Origin of the sequence: Sphingomonas cannabina (genome assembly GCF_021391395.1) — a bacterium.
GTDB lineage: Bacteria > Pseudomonadota > Alphaproteobacteria > Sphingomonadales > Sphingomonadaceae > Sphingomonas > Sphingomonas cannabina.
Genome location: NZ_CP090059.1, coordinates 3,133,789 through 3,151,784, shown reverse-complemented (window position 1 = coordinate 3,151,784; position 17,996 = coordinate 3,133,789). Strand labels below are relative to the sequence as shown.

Here is a 17,996-nt window from a genome sequence, read left to right as displayed (position 1 = left end):
GGCCCTTGATTCATCCGTCAGGGGAAAGCGTGCGATGGCGTTCACGGCGAAGCTGATGCTGTTGGGGTCGGGCGAGCTCGGCAAGGAGTTCGTCATCTCCGCAAAGCGGCTCGGCTGCTATGTCGTCGCCTGCGACAGCTATGCCGGCGCCCCGGCGATGCAGGTGGCGGACGAGGCCGAGGTGTTCTCGATGCTCGATCCCGAGCTGCTGCGCGTCGCGATCGACCGCCATCGGCCCGATTTCATCGTTCCCGAGCTGGAGGCGATCCGTACCGAGGTGCTGGCGGAGGTCGAGGAGCGCGGCCTGAACGTGGTGCCCTCGGCGCGTGCGACGGTCATGACCATGAACCGTGACCGCATCCGCGAGGTCGCCGCGGCCGAGCTGGGGCTCACCACCTCGCGCTATCGCTATGCCGAGAGCCTGGACGAGGTACGGGCGGGCGCGGCGCATACCGGTCTCCCTTGCGTGATCAAGCCGGTGATGTCCTCGTCCGGCAAGGGGCAGACGACGGTGCGGCGTGAGGAGGATCTCGCGGCCGCGTGGGACTATGCCGTCGCCAACATGCGCGGCGACCGGCGGCGGGTGATCGTCGAGGAGTTCGTCGACTTCGATTACGAGATCACGCTGCTCACCGTCCGCAGCCGCGAAGGCGTCAGCTTCTGCCCGCCGATCGGACATCGCCAGGAGCGCGGCGACTATCAGGAATCGTGGCAGCCGGCGGCGATGTCGGCCGGCGCGCTGGCGGCGGCGCAGGAGATGGCGCGCAAGGTGGTCGATGATCTCGGCGGCTACGGCATCTTCGGCGTCGAGTTCTTCGTGCGGGGGGAGGAGGTGATCTTCTCCGAGCTGTCGCCGCGTCCGCACGATACCGGCATGGTGACGCTGATCTCGCAGAACCTCAGCGAGTTCGACCTGCATGCGCGCGCCGTGCTGGGTCTGCCGGTTCCGGAGGTGCGGCTGCGCGGCCCTTCCGCCTCGGCGGTCATCCTGGCGGAGCAGGATGCGAGCGACTATGTCGTCGAGGGATTGGCCGACGCGCTGGCCGTGCCGGGCGGCGAGGTGGACGTGCGTATCTTCGCCAAGCCGACGATGCGTCCGCACCGGCGCATGGGCGTGGCGCTGGCGCTGGCGGAGGGTATCGGCGAAGCCCGCCGCGTCGCGGGCGAGGCGGCAGCGAAGGTGAGGCTGCTGCCGGCCGGCGAGATCGCCTGAACGATCGTTTCCGCCGCTCCAGCGCTTCCATCCGAGTGTCTCAGCCGCGCCAATGCGCGACGCCGGCGAGCACGAGCAGGATCGCGAGCACCACCATGCCGACCAATCCGGCAAGGAAGACCGCGCGCCGGGCGCGGCTCCTGAGGATGATCTCGCCGCCGCGCGCATCCTCGGCGGAGATATGGACCGGCTTCTCTTCGGGCTCCGTCGGCATCGGATCGCTCCGTGCGGTTGGCGTCAGCCCCCGCGCGATCAACGTTCCGGCAGCAGGTCGGTTCAGATCGAGGGGGCCGTCAGCGGGACCGGACGCGCCCGCGCCAGGCGATAGCCATCACCACCAGCGTCGATCCGAGCGTCAGCCAGGACAGAAGATCGTATCCGCCGTCGCCGACCAGCGCAGAGAGAAGGCCGACCAGGCTCACCGCCGCGATCAGCAGCGGCCAGCGGAAGATCCGCCAGTTGCTCCGGCTGCGGTCCGCCTTCATTCCGCCGGCTCCATCACGCCGCCGCTGGTCAGCTCGTTGATCCGCTTCTCGATCGGCACGCGCCGCCGGCCGAGCCACAGGTAGAGGCCGGTCACCAGCACCACGATCGCGGCGATGTCGAGCAGCGCCCAGATGATCTTGAGCGGCATCCCGCCATAGTCGCCGAAATGGAGCGGCACCGACAGGAACAGCGCCTGGACGTACCAGGGCATCTCGCGCACATCGCTGAGCCTGCCGCTCTCGGCATCGACCATCGCCGGCTTGATCAGCCGTTCGGTGAGCGGCGTGTTGCCGGCGAAGGCGACCATATAGTGATGCTTGGTGCTGAACTGCGTGCCCGGCCAGGCGACGAAGCTGACCCTACCTTCAGGGACCGCCGCCTTCGCAGTGGCCACCGCGCCGTTGACCGACGCAAGCCGGGTCGGAACCGCAGCGTCCTTGTAGGGCGCCGCCAGCTCGGCGAGCTCGTCCATCTGCCAGATCGCGGTGATCGGCGTGGTCATGGTGATGATGAAGCCGGTGAGGCCGACCACGCTCACCCAGCCGAGCGTGACGATCCCGACCATGTTGTGCGTGTCGAGCCACTTGAGGCGGCGGCTGCGGTCCTTGCGGACCGTGCCGAAAGCGAGCTTGCGCATGAAGGGAGCGTAGACGACCACGCCCGACACCACCGCGACGAGGAAGACCACGCCGATCAGGCCGAGGAACAGCTGGCCGGGGATGCCGAGCAGCAGCTGCGAGTGGAGCTCGAGCAGGAAGGCCATCACGCCTTCGTTGACCGGCGGCGCGTCGACCGTCCGGCCGTCGCGGGCGTCGTAGAGCAGGATCTTCGCCTGGTCCTGCGTCGCGTTCAGCGACGGGGCGACGACGGAGTAGATCAGCGGCTTCTCGTCGTCCCAGCTCAGGAACAGCATCTTCCAGCCGGGCGGCTGCTTGGCGAGCGTGTCGCGGGTGACTTGGTCGAGGTCGATCGTCCTACCGGCGGCTGTCTGCGCGAGCTGGGGCGCGCGGGTCAGCTCGTCGATCTCGTGATGGAAGATCAGCGGCAGCCCGGTGATGCAGAACATCAGCAGGAAGGCGGTGCAGACGATGCTGGTCCATTTGTGGACCAGATACCAGCGGCGGGTGGCGTTGCGGGTCATGGCGGTCAGAAGGCCAGCTCGACGCCGGCGGTCACGCGGCGGGGGCGGGAGATGGTCGCGACGTCCTGGGCATAGGTCGAGCCCGGCGACAGCCGCACCACGTCGGTGGTGTCGAACAGGTTGGAGGCCGCGACGAACAGTCGCGTCGGCCCGGTCCGCCAGCCGATCTGCGCATTGGCGATGGTGTAGGGCCTGGTCTTGCCGCGGGCGTCGTTGATCGCGTCGGAGAAATAGGCGTCAGTGTAGCGGATGTCGAACGACAGCTCGAGCGGCGCGACCGGCTGCGCCAGCACCCCCGCGTTGAGCGAGAAGGCTGGCGCGCGCGGCAGCTCGTTCCCCTGGATCGCGGGGTCGTCGTAGCGGTTGACCTTGGTCTTGAGGAGGCCGGCGTTGGCGAACAGCGTCAGGCCGTCGAGCGCCCGGTAGCGCGATTCCACTTCCGCGCCGTAGGTGGTGGCGCGCCCGGCATTGCGGATGACGTAGGAGAAGATCGCCGGGTCCGGATTGAGATCGAACGGCAGCTGCAGCCCGCGATAGTCGTTGAAGAAGACGTTCGCGCGCAGGTCCAGACGCCCGCCGGCCAGCGTGCTGCGGACGAAACCTTCGTAATTGGTCACCGTCTCCTTGTCGTAGACATAGGGCTGGAACGGCGGCTCGTAGCTGAAGCCGGCGCCGCCGGCGTTGTAGCCACGCCCGACCGTCGCGCCGATCGTGACATTGTCGCTCGCGCGCACCGCTACCGTGGCGCGGGGCAGGAAAGCCTTGAAGGTGCGATGGAAATCGATCGCGAAGATGCCCGCGCCGCCAATGCGGTCGCGCTCCTCGGCCTCGTAGCGGGCGCCGAGCGTCAGGTCGATCTTCGGCGTCGCCTTGAACACCAGTTCGCCGAACACCGCGTTGGTGTGGGTACGGTCGTGGAAGATGCCGCCTGCGAACAGGTCGATCGCCTCGTCCTGATGGGTGCGATAGACCAGCCCGGCGATGAAGCCGGAGAGGCGATCCTCCGCGGAGCCGAAGCGCAGCCGCGGCTCCGCGGTATATTCGCGACCGTCGATCAGCGCATTGCCGTCGTTCAGCGCGGCGAGGCGCTGGACGCGGAAATCGGTCGCGGTTCCGAGGAATGCGAAGGACAGGCCGTCGGCGATGCGGAAGTCGGTATCGGCGACCAGCACGTCGGCGCGCGTGCGGAACCGCGGCATCGCCGGGTAGGACGCCTCATGCCGGTCGAACGGCCGGAGGACGTCCATCGCCTGGGGCGCATAGGCATCGGTGTGCGAGACGGTGATGAGCGCCCGCACGTCGGGCGAGGGCGTGAACAGCAGCTTGCCGCGCAGCATCAGCGAGCGGCTGCGCTCGGGATCGTCGATCTCCCTGGTCTCCGTCGAGATTCCTTCGCGACGGGCCGTATAGGGCTCGAAGTCGACGAACGACCGCTCGGTCCGCCAGTCGGCCGCGACGCGGAAGGCGAGCACGTCCGGCACGATCGGGCCGCCTAGCGCGCCCGAATATTGGCGGACCCGGTCCTCGCCGACCACCGCGCGTGCCTTGCCGCTCCAGGCGAAGCCGGGATCGACCGTCTTCACCGCGACGACGCCGCCGATCGCGTTACGCCCCTGCAGCGTCGATTGCGGTCCGCGGTAGACCTCGATCTGCTGGATGTCCCACAACAGGCCGTCGAGATAGATGGTCTCGTTGAAGGTCAACGTGCGGTTGTCGACCTGGAAGTTCACGCGGGGGCGGGTGCCGCCGAAGAAGGCGTCGCCGCCCACCGCCGGTCCGGTGCCGTCGATGCCGCGGATCGCCGGCGCGCTGCTCGACGGCCGCGCCGTGACGACGTTGGGGATGCGGCCGATCACGTCGTCAGTGCTGTAGGCGCCGCCCATCCGGTCGACGTCCGCCCCGGTCGCGACCGAGACGCTCGACGCGGTCTGCCGCAAGGTGCGGTCGGTGCGGTCGCCAGTCACCACGATGTCCTCGGCGTCCTCCAGCTGCTGCGCATGAGCCGATCCGGCGAGAACGGACACACTTGCCCCGGCCAGCATTGCCACGCGCAGAATCACCATCAGCCCCCTTTTTGATTGTCAGGGGCTCTTATTGAGAGTGACTCGCACACGCAATCGCAAAAAGATCAGCCGGACAGTGACGGCAGGTCGAGCCCCTTCTCGCGTGCGCAGGCGATCGCGGCCTCGTAGCCGGCGTCGGCGTGGCGCATCACGCCGCTGGCCGGGTCGTTCCACAGCACCCGCTCCAGCCGGCGCGCGGCCGCCTCGGTCCCGTCTGCGACGATCACCATGCCGGCGTGCTGCGAATAGCCCATGCCGACGCCGCCGCCGTGGTGGAGCGACACCCAGGTTGCGCCGCTGGCGGTGTTGAGGAGGGCGTTGAGCAGCGGCCAGTCGCTGACCGCGTCCGATCCGTCGCGCATCGCCTCGGTCTCGCGGTTGGGGCTGGCGACCGAGCCGGAATCGAGGTGATCGCGGCCGATCACCACCGGCGCCTTGAGCTCGCCCTTCGCGACCATATCGTTGAAGGCGAGGCCGAGTCGGTGGCGGTCGCCCAGGCCCACCCAGCAGATGCGCGCGGGCAGGCCCTGGAACCTGATCCGCTCCTTCGCCATGTCGAGCCAGCGGTGGAGATGGGCGTTGTCGGGGAGCAGCTCCTTCACCCTGGCATCGGTGCGGTAGATGTCCTCGGGATCGCCTGAGAGCGCCGCCCAGCGGAACGGGCCGACGCCGCGGCAGAACAGCGGGCGGATATAAGCGGGCACGAAGCCGGGGAAGGCGAAGGCGTCGGCGACGCCCTCGTCCTTGGCGACCTGGCGGATGTTGTTGCCATAGTCGACCGTGGGCACGCCCGCCGCCTGGAAGTCGAGCATCGCGCGGACGTGGGTCGCCATCGATGCCTTGGCCGCCTTCGCCACCGCATCGGGCTCGCGTTCGCGCTTCTCGGTCCATTCGGCGACGGTCCAGCCGGCGGGGAGATAGCCGTTGACCGGATCGTGCGCGGAGGTCTGGTCGGTGAGCAGGTCGGGCCGGACGCCGCGGCGGTAGAGCTCGGGCAGGATCTCGGCGGCGTTGCCGAGCAGGCCGACCGACGTCGGGCGCTTCGCCGCGCAGGACTCCTCGATGATCGCCAACGCCTCGTCGATCGTATCGGCGCGCCGGTCGAGATAGCCGGTGCGCAGGCGCATCTCGATACGGCTCGGCTGGCATTCGATCGCGAGGCAGGAGGCGCCGGCCATCACCGCCGCGAGCGGCTGCGCGCCGCCCATGCCGCCGAGGCCGGCGGTCAGCAGCCAGCGGCCCGACAGGTCGCCGCCATAATGCTGCCGCCCCATCTCGACGAAGGTCTCGTAGGTGCCCTGAACGATGCCCTGCGTGCCGATGTAGATCCACGACCCCGCGGTCATCTGGCCGTACATAGCGAGCCCGGCGCGATCGAGCTCGTGGAAATGCTCCCAGGTCGCCCAGTGCGGCACCAGGTTGGAATTGGCGATCAGCACGCGCGGCGCGTCCTCGTGCGTGCGGAACACGCCGACCGGCTTGCCCGACTGGACGAGCAGGGTCTCGTTATCCTCCAGCCGGCGCAGTACCTCGACGATGCGGTCGAAGCTCTCCCAGTCGCGTGCGGCGCGGCCGATGCCACCGTAGACGACCAGCTCCTCCGGCCGCTCGGCGACGTCGGGGTGGAGGTTGTTCATCAGCATCCGGAGCGGCGCTTCGGTCAGCCAGCTCTTCGCCGATCGTTCGGGGCCGGTGGCGGGGCGGATGGTGCGGCTGTTGTCGAGGCGGGTCATCGGCGGCTCCTGCTGCTGGCGAAGGCGAGGCAGGCCTTCAGGATGTCGGTAAGTGTGGCGCGCATCGGCGCGGCGAGGGTGGGGTCGTAGGGGGAAGGCCAGTTGGTTTCGTCGGGCCGGTCGGGCTCGCCCATGTAGCCGCGGCAAGCCAGCTCCATCTGGATCGCATGGACGCCGCGATCCGGCCGGCCGTAATGCCGCGTGGTCCAGCCGCCGCGAAACCGGCCATTGCGAACGTGCGTGAGGCCGGTCGCGGCGCAGATCGCCAGCACCGCGTCGGCCAGGGCGGGATCGCAGGTGATGCCACCATTGGTGCCGATGTTGAACTGCGGCAGCTCGCCTTCGAACAGACGCGGAATGCGGCTGCGGATCGAATGGGCGTCATAGAGCACGACATGCGGATGCCGTTCGTGCAGGCGCTCGATCTCGACGGAGAGTGCGGCATGATAGGGATCGAACCATGTCGCGCGGCGCCGGGCGATCTCATCCGCATCCGGGAGAGCATCGACATAGAGCGGCTCGCCATCGAACGTAGTCGTCGGGCAAAGCTCGGTCGTCGCCTGTCCCGGGTAGAGCGACACGCCGCTCGGATCGCGGTTGACGTCGATCACGCTGCGCGAAACGCGCGTCCGCACGACGGTCGCGCCTAGATCGGCCGTGAAGTCGTAGAGGCGCTCGATCCACCAGTCGGCATCGCGCCGAGCCAGCCATGGCGAGGCGAACCTGTCGGCCAGACCGTCCGGCAGCTCGATGCCGGTATGCGGGAGGCCGACCAACAGCGGCGCCTCGCCACGCGTCACCTCCAGCCAGTCGGTCATGCTACCAGTCCCGGCAGGGGCAGCCCCACCGCCTCGGCCAATGCTCCACCGCGCACCAACGCGGTCGCGTGTTCGATCTCCGGATGGAAGTAGCGGTCGTCCTCCAGGTGCGGCACCTCGCACCGCACCAGCGCCCGCGCCGCCTCCAGCATCGTCGAGGAGGCGAGACCCTGGTGGAAATCGCACGCCTGCGCCGCCGCGAGTAGCTCGATGCCGATCACCGCCTGCGCATTCGCCGCCATCGCCAACAGCCGGCGCGCACCGTGCGCGGCCATCGAGACATGATCCTCCTGATTGGCCGAGGTCGGGATCGAATCGACGCTGGCCGGATGGGCGCGCTGTTTGTTCTCGGAGACCAGCGCCGCCGCCGTCACCTGCGGAATCATGAAGCCCGAGTTGAGCCCCGGCCGCGGCGTCAGGAACGCGGGGAGGCCCGACAGCGCGGGATCGACCAGCATCGCGATGCGCCGCTCCGCGATCGATCCGATCTCGCAGATCGCCAGCGCGATCATGTCGGCGGCGAAGGCGACGGGCTCGGCATGGAAATTGCCGCCCGACAGCGCCTCGTCGCTCTCGGGGAAGATCAGCGGGTTGTCGGAGACGCCGTTCGCCTCGATCGCGAGCGTCGCCGCCGCCTGACGCAGCACATCGAGCGCCGCGCCCATCACCTGCGGCTGGCAGCGCAGGCAATAGGGGTCCTGCACACGCGGGTCGTTCTCGACGTGCGAGGCGCGGATCGCCGATCCGGCCATCAGCGCCCGCAGCGCCTCGGCGACCGAGATCTGGCCGGCGTGGCGGCGGAGCGCATGGATACGCGGGTCGAAGGGGGTGTCGGTGCCCTTGGCCGCCTCGGTCGAGAGTGCGCCGGTGACGAGCGCGGCCTGGAACAGCGTCTCCGCCTCGAACAGGCCGGCGAGGGCATAGCTGCAAGAGAATTGCGTGCCGTTGAGCAGCGCCAGCCCCTCCTTGGGGCCGAGCTCCAGCGGCTTGAGGCCGGCGGCCTGTAGCGCTTCCGTGGCGGGCCGGCGTTCCCCGGCCACCAGCATATCGCCGACGCCGATCATCGCTGCAGCCATGTGCGCCAGCGGGGCGAGGTCGCCGCTGGCGCCCACTGATCCCTGGCACGGGACCACCGGTAGCAGGTCGCGGGCGAGCATCGCTTCGAGCAGCGCCACCGTCTCCGGCCGCACGCCGGAGGCGCCCTGGGCGAGGCTGGCGAGCTTGAGCGCCAGCATCAGGCGAACGACGGGCGCGGGGGTGGGCTCGCCGACGCCGGCGGCGTGGCTGAGCACGATGTTGCGCTGGAGGGTGGCGAGGTCGGCGTCGGCGATGCGGACGCTCGCCAGCTTACCGAAGCCGGTGTTGATGCCGTAAACCGGCGCGCTCTTCCCCAGGATGCGGTCGACCGCCGTGGCGCTCTCGGCGATGCGGGAGGCGCAGTCGGGGGAGAGGCGGAGGCCCGCGCCGCGGTAGATGGCGCGCCAGTCGGCGAGGGGGACCGCGCCGGGGGTCAGGATGATGTCGTGCATTGGCCGTTCCACACGCGGGTGTGCAGCGGGTTGAACCCGATGCGGTAGACGAGCTCCTCGGGCCGATCGATGTCCCAGATCGCGAGGTCGCAGTGCTTGCCGGTCTCGATCGTGCCGAGATGGTCCAGCCGGCCCAGTGCCCGGGCGGCGTGGCGGGTGACGCCCTTGAGACATTCCTCCACGGTCAGGTGGAACAAGGTGGCTCCGAAGTTCATCGCGAGGAGGACGGACGTCAGAGGCGATGTCCCCGGGTTGCAGTCGGTCGCGAGCGCGATGGGGACATCGGCGGCGCGCAGCGCGGACACCGGCGGCAGGCGCGTCTCCCGCGTGAAGTAGAAGGCGCCGGGGAGCAGCACCGCCACCGTCCCCGCCGCCGCCATCGCCGCGATGCCCTCGGCGTCGAGATGCTCGAGATGGTCGGCCGACAGCGCTCCGTGGCGCGCGGCAAGGGCCGCGCCGTGCTGGTTGGAGAGCTGCTCGGCGTGGAGCTTGACCGGCAGGCCGTGGCGCGCCGCCGCGTCGAACACGCGTGCGGTCTGTTCCGGAGTGAAGCCGATCCCCTCGCAGAAGGCGTCGACCGCATCCGCCAGCTCCGCGACGGCCGGGATCATCTCGTCGCAGACGAGGTCGACATAGGCATCGGGACGGCCGGCATATTCGGGCGGCACGGCATGGGCGCCGAGGAAGGTCGTCGCGACCCGCACCGGCCGTTCGCGCCCCAGCGCCCGCGCGGCAACGAGCATCTTGCGTTCGTCCGCAAGCGTGAGGCCGTAGCCGGACTTGACCTCGACCGTGGTCACGCCCTCGGCGAGCAGCGCATCGAGCCGGGGGAGGGCGGCGGCGACCAGCGCCGCCTCGTCCGCTGCCCGCGTCGCGCGCATCGTCGACAGGATGCCGCCGCCAGCGCGTGCGATCTCCTCATAGCTCGCGCCGGCCAGCCGCATCGCCCATTCGCCCGCGCGGTCGCCGGCGTAGACCAGGTGCGTGTGGCAATCGATCAGCCCCGGCGTGATCCAGCGACCTCCGCAGTCGATCACCTCCGCCGCGGTCGCCGGTGCGTCGGCGCGGGGGCCGGCATAGGCGATCCGGCCGGCCGTACAGGCGACCGCGCCGTCTTCGACGATGCCGAGCCCATCGCCCGCCATGGTCGCCAGACGGGCATTGATCCAGAGCCGGTCCATGAGCCGATCCTTGCTGGTTGGAAGGATTATGTCTAGTCATAATAATGCAAATCCTCCCCGGCACGGGGAGGGGGACCGCCGAGCGAAGGTCGGTGGTGGAGGGGGTGGGCCGCTACGGATTCCGGTGCCGAGGGCCCCCTCCACCATTTGCTCCGCAAATGGTCCCCCTCCCCGTGCCGGGGAGGAGCTAAGGTGGAGGCGGCGATGCAGCGGCTTTGGTTTGAACAGGCATGGCTTCCGGACGGCTGGGCGCGATCGGTGCTGGTGACCGTTGCCGACGGCCGTATCGCCTCGGTCGAACCCGGCGCCGAGCCCGGCGACGCCGAGCGGCACGGCGCCGCCATCCCCGGCCTCGGCAACGTCCACAGCCACGGCTTCCAGCGCGGCATGGCGGGGCTGTCGGAGACGCGCGGCCAGCCCGAGGACGACTTCTGGAGCTGGCGCGAGGTGATGTACCGCTTCCTCGACCGGCTGACCCCCGAGGACGTCGCCGCGATCACCGCCCAGGCTTATGTCGAGATGCTGGAGACCGGCTACACGCGGGTCGGCGAGTTCCATTACCTCCACAACGACATCTCGGGCGAACGTTACGCCGATCCGGCCGAGATGGCGGGCGCGATCGTCGCGGCGGCGGAGGCGGCGGGGATCGGGCTCACGCTGCTGCCGGTGTTCTACGCCCATTCGGATTTCGGCGGAGTTGCGCCGGTGCCGGGACAGCGACGCTTCGTCAGCGACGTCGACGGCTTCGCGGAGCTGGTGGAGGCGAGCCGAGCGCACCTCAAAGGCGACGCTAATCTCGGCATCGCGCCGCATTCGCTGCGCGCGGTGACGCCCGAGGAACTCGACGCGATCCTGCCGGTGGCAGGCGGCGGCCCGATCCATATCCACGCCGCCGAGCAGCAGCGCGAGGTCGAGGCGTGCCTCGCCTGGAGCGGTGCGCGGCCGGTGGAGTGGCTGCTCGATCATGCGCCGCTCGACCCGCGCTGGTGCCTGATCCACGCGACGCATCTCACCGATGGCGAGTGCGACCGCCTGGCCACCAGCGGCGTGGTCGCCGGCCTGTGCCCGGTCACCGAGGCCAATCTCGGCGACGGCATCTTTCCGGCGACGCATTATCTCGCGCGGGGCGGGCGGATCGCGACCGGCACCGATTCCAACATCTGCGTCGATGCGGCCGGCGAGCTGCGCGCGCTCGAATATTCGCAGCGGCTGCGCGACCGGCGGCGGGTGCTGACCGCGGACGAGGCGGCGCCCTCGGCCGGCACCCGGCTGTTCCGCGACGCGCTGGCGGGCGGCGCGCAGGCGCTGGGCGTGCGGGGCGGGCTGGTCGTCGGCGCGGCGGCGGATATCGTGAGCTTCGCCATGTCGCATCCCTGCTTCGCCGCGGCCGATCCTGCGACGATCCTCGACCGCTGGGTCTTCGCCGGCCGGGCGGGCCTGATCGATCGCGTGTGGCGGGCGGGGCGGCTTTGCGTGGAGGGCGGCCGCCATGTCGCGGCGGAAGCTGTGGCGGTGCGCTACGCCCAGGCGATGCGGCGGGTGCTCGCTTGACGCTCGACCAGCGCATCCGCTGCGACATCGAGGCGCGCATCCACTCCGGCGACTGGCCGCCGGGGACTCGGATTCCCTTCGAGCATGAGCTGGTCACGCATTACGGCTGCTCGCGCGCGACCGTCAGCAAGGCGCTGCAGCGGCTCGCCCATGACGGGCTGATCGAACGGCGGCGCAAGGCCGGATCGTTCGTGGCGCGGCCGCATATCGAGTCGGCGGTGCTCGAGGTGCCCGACCTCGCCGAAGCCGTCCGGGCGCGGGGCGAGGTCCATCGCTGGGAATTGCGGATGCGGCGCCGGGGCGATGAGCGGCGCGGCGCGGAAAGCGGGATCGTGGGGCCGGTGCTGCACCTGGCCGGCGTCCATCATAGCGGCGACCTTCCACTGGCATGGGAGCAGCGCACGCTGTCGCTGTCGGCGGTGCCGCAGGCCGAACATGAATCCTTCGAGGAGATCGCGCCGGGGAGCTGGCTGCTCGCGCACGTGCCGTGGACCGAGGCCCGCCACCGCATCCAGGCGGTCGAGGCCTCGCCGGAGGAGAGCGGGCTGCTCGGCATCCGCAGCCATGCGGCGTGCCTCCAGCTCGAACGCTGGACCTGGCGCGCGAGCGAGCCGGTGACTTACGTGCGGCAGCTGTTTCCCGGCAGCCGGTATGACCTGGTGGCGGAGTTCCGGCCTTAGAGCCGGTCCTGCCTCAGAGTGCAGAGTCGGTGCTCCTGCGAAAGCAGGAGCCGTGGCCGCAGGCGGAGCGCCCATGATCCAGGGCTCCTGCTTTCGCAGGAGCACGATTCCATCTCATTCATGCGCGCTCCTAAAACCGATTGCGAAATAAAACCAGTCGAGTTAGCTTGAACCGATCGTGTCATGCAATTGGAGTCACGCGGACGCGCCGCGCGAGAAGGGAAGTGGACATGGCCAAGCTCGTGTTCGGAATGAACCAGTCCCTCGACGGCTACGTCGATCATACGGAGTTCGCGCCGGATCCTACGCTCTTCCGCCACTTCGTCGAGGAAGCCGAGGGGCAGGCGGGCAGCGTGTACGGTCGTCGGCTATATGAGCTCATGCGCTACTGGGACGACGATCATCCCGAATGGGGCGCAGACGAACACGCCTTCGCGGCGGCGTGGCGGAAGCAGCCGAAATGGGTCGTCTCGCGGTCGTTGACCTCGGTCGGCCCCAACGCCACGCTGGTCGGAGATGATCTCGAGGGCGCGATCCGCGAGCTGAAGGCCGGACGCGACGGGGAGATCGAAGTCGCCGGCCCGACCCTGGCGCGAAGCCTCACCGACCTTGGCCTGATCGACGAGTATCGCATCTACCTGCATCCCGTCGTGCTCGGCCGCGGCACGCCATATTTCGCGGGACCGCGGCCGCCGCTCCGCCTGATCGCCAGCGATCGGATCGGCGAGGATGTGATCCGGTTGAGGTACGTTCCCGCCTGATCCCGCGCGCCGGGCGGAAATCGCGCGGCCCCTTTTCAATCCTCCCCCGCCAGGGGGAGGTGTCAGCCGAAGGCTGACGGAGGGGGAGGAAGCACGCCGGTAGCAAATCGCCGTCCTCCCCCTCCGTCACGCTTCGCGTGCCACCTCCCCCTGGCGGGGGAGGATTGAGGGGGTTAATCCAGCCGGCTCGCCAGTTCCTTGTTGAGCGCCAGCGCCGCCAGCGTGCCGAGCGCACCCGACAGCAGGTACGCGCCCGCCGCGATCAGGCCGAACGAGCTTGCCAGCACCAGCGCCGCCAGCGGGGCGAAGCCGGCGCCGAACAGCCAGGCGAGGTCCGAGGTGACGGCGGAGCTGGTGTAGCGCTCGCCCTTGTCGAAATTGGCCGACACCGCGCCCGACGATTGGCCGAACGACAGGCCGAGCAGCACGAAGCCGAGCACCATGAACACCGTCTCGCCGCCGGGGCCGGCAGCCAGAAGCTGCGGGGCGAAGCCGCTGAACACCGCGATCGCCGCGGCGGTGTAGCCGAGCAGCGAGCGTCGTCCGATGCGGTCGGCGAGCAGCCCCGACACCACGATCGCCGCGAGCCCGCAGAAGGCGGCGACGATCTCGATGGTGAGGAAGCGGACCAGCCCTTCCTTGGTGTAGAGGAAGATCCACGACAGCGGGAACACCGTCACCATGTGGAACAGCGCGAAGCTCGCCAGCGGGGCGAAGGCGCCGATGATGATGTTGAGCCACTGCGAGCGCACGGTGCGGACCACCGGGGTCGGCTGGAGCTCGCGGTTCTCGAACAGCCGTTCGTATTCGGGCGTCACCACCATGCGCAGCCGCGCGAACAGCGCGACGACGTTGAGCGCGAAGGCGACGAAGAAGGGATAGCGCCAGCCCCAGCTCAGGAAATCCTCCTGCGAGAGGGTGGCGAGGAAGAAGGCGAACAGCGCGCTCGCGACGATCAGGCCGAGCGGCGCGCCCAGCTGGGGGATCATCGCATACCAGCCGCGCTTGCCCTCCTGCACGTTGACGGCGAGCAGCGAGGCGAGGCCGTCCCAGGTGCCGCCGAGCGCGATGCCCTGGCCGAAGCGGAGCAGCGCGAGCAGGATCGCGGCGATGATGCCGACCTGCTCGTAGCCGGGCAGGAAGGCGACCGCGACGGTCGAGCTGCCGAGCAGGAACAGCGCGATGGTCAGCTTGGTGCCGCGGCCGTGGCGGCGGTCGATCGCCATGAAGATCAGCGAGCCGATCGGACGCGCGATGAAGGCGAGCGCGAAGATCGCGAACGACCACAAGGTGCCGGCCAGCCGGTCGAGATAGGGGAAGACGATCTGCGGGAACACGATCACCGAGGCGATCGCGTAGACGAAGAAGTCGAAGAATTCCGACGTGCGGCCGATGATCACGCCGACCGCGATCTCGCTCGGGCGGACCTCATGGCTTCCGCGTGTGTTGAGGGCGCGAGCATCGCGCTCGAGCGGCGTGGAGGAGGCGGCCTGTGCGGACATGCTGGGTTCCCGTAACACCGGAAGACTATGATACACCGTCTTCCGTAAACGTTCGAATCGATTGAAGGTGGCGTGCTGCGCCTGCGAACGTCTAGCCCATGGAGAGCGGTCATGGGGATAGGACAAAATGTCCAATGGTCCGTGTTGCAGCGCAGCGATAGCGGCGGCGGCATGAGTCCCGTACCGGCCCTCCGTCCACCGCGCCTGAAGGCGGTTTCCGCGTTCGCCATGCTTCCGCTGCTGCTCGGCGGTTGCGGCATGACGGTGCTCGATCCCGCCGGCGACGTCGCCCGCCAGCAGGGCCAGCTCGTCATGATCTCGACCGGGCTGATGCTGCTGATCATCGTGCCGGTGATGGCGCTGACCATCTTCTTCGCCTGGAAGTACCGCCAGTCGAACCGCGATGCCGACTATGATCCCGAATGGGACCATTCGACCCAGCTCGAGCTGGCGATCTGGGCGGCGCCGCTGATGATCATCATCGCATTGGGCGCGCTGACCTGGACGAGCACGCATCTGCTCGATCCCTATCGGCCGATCGAGCGGACCGCGCCGGGCAAGCCGGTCGCGGGCCATGTGAAGCCGCTGGAGATCCAGGTGGTCTCGCTCGACTGGAAGTGGCTGTTCATCTATCCCGAGCAGGGCATCGCCACCGTGAACCTGCTGGCACTGCCGGTCGACCGGCCGGTGCGCTTCCGGCTGACGTCGAGCAGCGTGATGAACGCCTTCTACGTGCCCGAGCTCGCCGGCATGATCTACACCATGCCGGGGATGGAGACGAAGCTCCACGCGGTGCTCAACAAGGCCGGGCAGTTCGAGGGCATCTCGTCCAACTACAGCGGCGCCGGCTTCTCCGACATGCGCTTTGCGGTGGCGGGGATGGACGAGGGCGCGTTCGAGCGCTGGGCGGCGGGGCTGCGCGGCGGCGGCGGCAGGCTGGACGCGGCGGAGTATCTGAAGCTCGAGAGGCCGAGCGAGAAGGTGCCGGTGATCCGCTACGCCGCGGTCGAGAGCGGGCTGTTCGACCGCGCGGTGCAGATGTGCGTGCGGCCGGGCCAGACCTGCATGGCCGAGACGATGCACCACGACATGATGCGCGGTGGCGGCGGGCATGCACCGGTCAACGATGCGCCGCAGAAGCCGGGCGAGCCTGAGGGCGGCCTGCTGCAGTCGCCGGAGGAGCATAAGACCACGCCGCACCAGTCGGCGCCGCATCATCCCGAGGCTGCGCCGGGCGGACACGCGCCCGGCCATCAGAGCAACGAGAACATGACCCGGAACGACATTCCGGCCCGGCCGGGCGCCACGCCCGCCACCGCGGCCTGAGGCGAGACGCGATGAACGAGACTTTCCTCAAGACGATCTTCGGGCGGCTCTCGCTCGAGTCCCTGCCGATCCACGAGCCGATCCTGGTCGCGACCTTCATCGGCGTCGCGCTGGGCGGCGTCGCGCTGCTGGGCGTGATCACCAAGTATCGCCTCTGGGGCTATCTCTGGAAGGAGTGGTTCACCAGCATCGACCACAAGAAGATCGGGATCATGTACATGATCCTGGGCATCATCATGCTGCTGCGCGGCTTTTCCGACGCGATCATGATGCGCGCGCAGCAGGCGATCGCGTTCGGACCGAACGAGGGCTATCTGCCGGCGCACCATTACGACCAAGTGTTCACCGCGCATGGCGTGATCATGATCTTCTTCGTGGCGATGCCGCTGGTCACCGGCCTCATGAACTACATCGTGCCGCTGCAGATCGGCGCGCGGGACGTCGCCTTTCCGTTCCTCAACAACTTCAGCTTCTGGATGACGACGGCGGGCGCGGTGCTGGTGATGGCGTCGCTGTTCATCGGCGAGTTCGCGCGGACCGGCTGGCTGGCGATGGCGCCCTTGTCAGGGCTCGACTACTCGCCCGACGTCGGGGTCGACTATTACATATGGTCGCTGCAGATCGCGGGCGTCGGGACGCTCTTATCCGGCGTCAACCTGCTGGCGACCATCGTCAAGATGCGCGCGCCGGGCATGTCGATGATGAAGATGCCGATCTTCACCTGGACGTCGCTGTGCACCAACGTGCTGATCGTCGCCGCCTTCCCGGTGCTGACCGCCGTGCTCGCGCTGCTCAGCCTCGACCGCTATCTCGGCACCAACTTCTTCACCAACACCATGGGCGGCAACCCCATGATGTACGTGAACCTGATCTGGATCTGGGGCCACCCCGAGGTCTACATCCTGATCCTGCCTGCGTTCGGCATCTTCTCCGAAGTGACCTCGACCTTCTGCGGCAAGCGGCTCTTCGGCTACACCTCGATGGTCTATGCGACGGTGGTCATCACCATCCTGTCGTACCTGGTGTGGCTGCACCATTTCTTCACCATGGGGTCGGGGGCGAGCGTCAACAGCTTCTTCGGCATCACGACGATGATCATCTCGATCCCGACGGGGGCGAAGATCTTCAACTGGCTGTTCACCATGTACCGCGGGCGCATCCGCTTCGAGCTGCCGATGATGTGGACGGTCGCGTTCATGCTGACCTTCGTGATCGGCGGCATGACCGGCGTGCTGCTCGCGGTGCCGCCGGCGGACTTCGTGCTGCACAACTCGCTGTTCCTGGTGGCGCATTTCCACAACGTCATCATCGGCGGCGTGCTGTTCGGGCTGTTCGCGGGGATCAACTACTGGTTCCCCAAGGCGTTCGGGTTCAAGCTCGACAGGAAGTGGGGCCTGGTGTCCTTCTGGTGCTGGGTGATCGGCTTCTGGGTGGCGTTCATGCCGCTCTACATCCTGGGGCTGATGGGCGTGACGCGGCGCCTCCGCCACTTCGAGGACCCGAGCCTGCAGATCTGGTTCGTGATCGCCGCGATCGGCGCCGCGATCATCGCGGTCGGCATCGCCGCCTTCATCATCCAGCTCGTCGTCAGCTTCATGAAGCGCGAGGAACTGGCCGACACCACCGGCGATCCGTGGGGCGGGCGCACGCTCGAATGGGCGACCTCGTCGCCGCCGCCCGACTACAACTTCGCCTTCACGCCGGTCGTCCACGACCTCGACGCCTGGTACGATATGAAGAGCCGCAACTACCAGCGGCCGACCTCCGGCTTCCGGCCGATCCACATGCCGAAGAACACCGGCGCCGGCATCATCCTGGCGGGATTCAGCGTCGTGTTCGGCTTCGGCATGATCTGGTACATGTGGTGGCTGGCGGCGATCGCCTTCTTGGGGCTGGTCGCGACGGCGATCATCCACACCTTCAACTACGACCGCGACTACCACATCCCGGTGGAGACGGTGATCGAGACCGAGGACGCGCGCACCAGGCTGCTCGCGAGCGCGGAGGCCTGA

The 17,996-nt window shown here is 68.7% G+C and carries 15 protein-coding genes; 6 read left to right on the top strand and 9 right to left on the bottom strand.

The genetic code is table 11. The annotated features are described in order from the left end of the window. The first annotated feature begins 34 nt into the window (after positions 1-34). Complete coding sequence (gene purT, locus LZK98_RS14950; protein ID WP_233783207.1) at positions 35-1,213, top strand: formate-dependent phosphoribosylglycinamide formyltransferase; 1,179 nt, start codon at positions 35-37, stop codon at positions 1,211-1,213. A gap of 40 nt (positions 1,214-1,253) precedes the next feature. Here the strand turns inward: purT and LZK98_RS14945 are convergent, their stop codons facing one another. The 8 genes from LZK98_RS14945 to hutI all read right to left on the bottom strand — a co-directional run bounded on the left by LZK98_RS14945 (position 1,254) and on the right by hutI (position 10,164). Continuing rightward, entirely contained in the window at positions 1,254-1,427 is a 174-nt protein-coding gene (locus LZK98_RS14945) for a peptide ABC transporter permease (protein ID WP_233783205.1), read from the bottom strand. 79 nt (positions 1,428-1,506) lie between these two features. Then, a complete protein-coding gene (locus tag LZK98_RS14940) occupies positions 1,507-1,698 on the bottom strand; it encodes a hypothetical protein (RefSeq protein WP_233783203.1) in 192 nt (63 codons plus the stop codon). After that, positions 1,695-2,840: a PepSY-associated TM helix domain-containing protein gene (locus LZK98_RS14935; protein WP_233783202.1), complete on the bottom strand. Its 1,146-nt coding sequence runs from the start codon at positions 2,838-2,840 to the stop codon at positions 1,695-1,697. Before LZK98_RS14935 ends, LZK98_RS14940 begins: the two co-directional genes overlap by 4 nt. A 5-nt stretch (positions 2,841-2,845) precedes the next feature. Beyond that, positions 2,846-4,903: a TonB-dependent receptor gene (locus LZK98_RS14930; RefSeq protein WP_233783200.1), complete on the bottom strand. Its 2,058-nt coding sequence runs from the start codon at positions 4,901-4,903 to the stop codon at positions 2,846-2,848. Positions 4,904-4,968: 65 nt separating this feature from the next. Continuing rightward, positions 4,969-6,636, bottom strand: coding sequence for a urocanate hydratase (hutU, locus tag LZK98_RS14925; protein WP_233783199.1), 1,668 nt, complete (start codon positions 6,634-6,636; stop codon positions 4,969-4,971). Beyond that, a complete protein-coding gene (hutG, locus tag LZK98_RS14920; RefSeq protein ID WP_233783197.1) occupies positions 6,633-7,454 on the bottom strand; it encodes an N-formylglutamate deformylase in 822 nt (273 codons plus the stop codon). The genes hutU and hutG overlap by 4 nt, the downstream gene beginning before the upstream one ends. Beyond that, a complete protein-coding gene (hutH, locus tag LZK98_RS14915; RefSeq protein ID WP_233783195.1) occupies positions 7,451-8,983 on the bottom strand; it encodes a histidine ammonia-lyase in 1,533 nt (510 codons plus the stop codon). The genes hutG and hutH overlap by 4 nt, the downstream gene beginning before the upstream one ends. Further along, positions 8,965-10,164, bottom strand: coding sequence for an imidazolonepropionase (hutI, locus tag LZK98_RS14910; protein ID WP_233783193.1), 1,200 nt, complete (start codon positions 10,162-10,164; stop codon positions 8,965-8,967). Before hutI ends, hutH begins: the two co-directional genes overlap by 19 nt. Before the next feature lie 204 nt (positions 10,165-10,368). Between hutI and LZK98_RS14905 the strand changes: the two genes are divergently transcribed. The 3 genes from LZK98_RS14905 to LZK98_RS14895 all read left to right on the top strand — a co-directional run bounded on the left by LZK98_RS14905 (position 10,369) and on the right by LZK98_RS14895 (position 13,156). Next, the gene (locus tag LZK98_RS14905; RefSeq protein WP_233783192.1) at positions 10,369-11,715 is read left to right on the top strand and encodes a formimidoylglutamate deiminase; all 1,347 of its coding nucleotides are present in this window, start codon (positions 10,369-10,371) and stop codon (positions 11,713-11,715) included. After that, positions 11,712-12,395 carry a histidine utilization repressor gene (gene hutC / locus LZK98_RS14900; RefSeq protein ID WP_233783190.1) on the top strand — a complete coding sequence of 228 codons (684 nt, stop codon included), beginning with the start codon at positions 11,712-11,714 and terminating at the stop codon, positions 12,393-12,395. The genes LZK98_RS14905 and hutC overlap by 4 nt, the downstream gene beginning before the upstream one ends. 230 nt (positions 12,396-12,625) lie before the next feature. Beyond that, positions 12,626-13,156 carry a dihydrofolate reductase family protein gene (locus LZK98_RS14895; protein WP_233783189.1) on the top strand — a complete coding sequence of 177 codons (531 nt, stop codon included), beginning with the start codon at positions 12,626-12,628 and terminating at the stop codon, positions 13,154-13,156. Between the two features lie 173 nt (positions 13,157-13,329). On the opposite strand, the gene LZK98_RS14890 is transcribed toward LZK98_RS14895, so the two are convergent. Further along, the gene (locus tag LZK98_RS14890; protein ID WP_233783187.1) at positions 13,330-14,658 is read right to left on the bottom strand and encodes an MFS transporter; all 1,329 of its coding nucleotides are present in this window, start codon (positions 14,656-14,658) and stop codon (positions 13,330-13,332) included. A 171-nt stretch (positions 14,659-14,829) separates the two neighbouring features. Between LZK98_RS14890 and cyoA the strand changes: the two genes are divergently transcribed. Both cyoA and cyoB read left to right on the top strand, forming a co-directional pair. After that, positions 14,830-15,984, top strand: coding sequence for a ubiquinol oxidase subunit II (gene cyoA / locus LZK98_RS14885; RefSeq protein WP_406693352.1), 1,155 nt, complete (start codon positions 14,830-14,832; stop codon positions 15,982-15,984). 11 nt (positions 15,985-15,995) lie between these two features. Next, positions 15,996-17,996: a cytochrome o ubiquinol oxidase subunit I gene (gene cyoB / locus LZK98_RS14880; protein ID WP_233783186.1), complete on the top strand. Its 2,001-nt coding sequence runs from the start codon at positions 15,996-15,998 to the stop codon at positions 17,994-17,996.

What these genes read in the sequence shown, in the direction of transcription:
- LZK98_RS14945 (WP_233783205.1), bottom strand. Translation starts at nt 1,427, where the DNA reads ATGCCGACGGAGCCCGAAGAGAAGCCGGTCCATATCTCCGCCGAGGAT.
- cyoB (WP_233783186.1), top strand. Translation starts at nt 15,996, where the DNA reads ATGAACGAGACTTTCCTCAAGACGATCTTCGGGCGGCTCTCGCTCGAG.
- purT (WP_233783207.1), top strand. Translation starts at nt 35, where the DNA reads ATGGCGTTCACGGCGAAGCTGATGCTGTTGGGGTCGGGCGAGCTCGGC.
- cyoA (WP_406693352.1), top strand. Translation starts at nt 14,830, where the DNA reads ATGAGTCCCGTACCGGCCCTCCGTCCACCGCGCCTGAAGGCGGTTTCC.
- LZK98_RS14940 (WP_233783203.1), bottom strand. Translation starts at nt 1,698, where the DNA reads ATGAAGGCGGACCGCAGCCGGAGCAACTGGCGGATCTTCCGCTGGCCG.
- hutU (WP_233783199.1), bottom strand. Translation starts at nt 6,636, where the DNA reads ATGACCCGCCTCGACAACAGCCGCACCATCCGCCCCGCCACCGGCCCC.
- hutI (WP_233783193.1), bottom strand. Translation starts at nt 10,164, where the DNA reads ATGGACCGGCTCTGGATCAATGCCCGTCTGGCGACCATGGCGGGCGAT.
- hutH (WP_233783195.1), bottom strand. Translation starts at nt 8,983, where the DNA reads ATGCACGACATCATCCTGACCCCCGGCGCGGTCCCCCTCGCCGACTGG.
- LZK98_RS14935 (WP_233783202.1), bottom strand. Translation starts at nt 2,840, where the DNA reads ATGACCCGCAACGCCACCCGCCGCTGGTATCTGGTCCACAAATGGACC.
- LZK98_RS14930 (WP_233783200.1), bottom strand. Translation starts at nt 4,903, where the DNA reads ATGGTGATTCTGCGCGTGGCAATGCTGGCCGGGGCAAGTGTGTCCGTT.
- hutG (WP_233783197.1), bottom strand. Translation starts at nt 7,454, where the DNA reads ATGACCGACTGGCTGGAGGTGACGCGTGGCGAGGCGCCGCTGTTGGTC.
- LZK98_RS14895 (WP_233783189.1), top strand. Translation starts at nt 12,626, where the DNA reads ATGGCCAAGCTCGTGTTCGGAATGAACCAGTCCCTCGACGGCTACGTC.
- LZK98_RS14905 (WP_233783192.1), top strand. Translation starts at nt 10,369, where the DNA reads ATGCAGCGGCTTTGGTTTGAACAGGCATGGCTTCCGGACGGCTGGGCG.
- LZK98_RS14890 (WP_233783187.1), bottom strand. Translation starts at nt 14,658, where the DNA reads ATGTCCGCACAGGCCGCCTCCTCCACGCCGCTCGAGCGCGATGCTCGC.